Raw genomic sequence first — 455 nt, 5'->3', positions numbered from 1 at the left:
TACGAGCTGCACCTGGGCTCCTGGCGCCCGGGCCTGAGCTACCGCGAGCTGGCCGCCGAACTGCCCGACTACCTGCACGGCCTCGGCTTCACCCACGTCGAGTTCATGCCCGTCATGGAACACCCCTTCGGCGGCTCCTGGGGCTACCAGGTCACCGGCTTCTACGCCCCCACCGCCCGCCTGGGCACCCCCGACGACTTCCGCCACCTGGTCGACACCCTGCACCAGGCCGGCATCGGCGTGATTGTCGACTGGGTCCCCGCCCACTTCCCCAAGGACGACTTCGCCCTCGCCCGCTTCGACGGCCAACCCCTCTACGAACCAGCCGACCCCCACCGCGCCGAACACCCCGACTGGGGCACCCTCACCTTCGACTACGGCCGCACCGAAGTACGCAACTTCCTCGTCGCCAACGCCCTCTACTGGTGCGAGGAGTTCCACATCGACGGCCTGCG

General features: G+C 69.2%; 1 protein-coding gene. It reads left to right on the top strand.

Going from position 1 to position 455, the window contains the following annotated elements; all coding sequences use genetic code 11:
- On the top strand, positions 1-455 hold a 455-nt coding region (locus ACQRUO_RS39700), incomplete at both ends, for an alpha-amylase family glycosyl hydrolase (RefSeq protein ID WP_428321032.1).

Origin of the sequence: Kitasatospora sp. LaBMicrA B282, assembly GCF_050325825.1 — a bacterium.
In the GTDB taxonomy this organism is placed as follows: Bacteria; Actinomycetota; Actinomycetes; order Streptomycetales; family Streptomycetaceae; genus Kitasatospora.
This window is presented reverse-complemented; position numbering and strand designations above follow the sequence as displayed.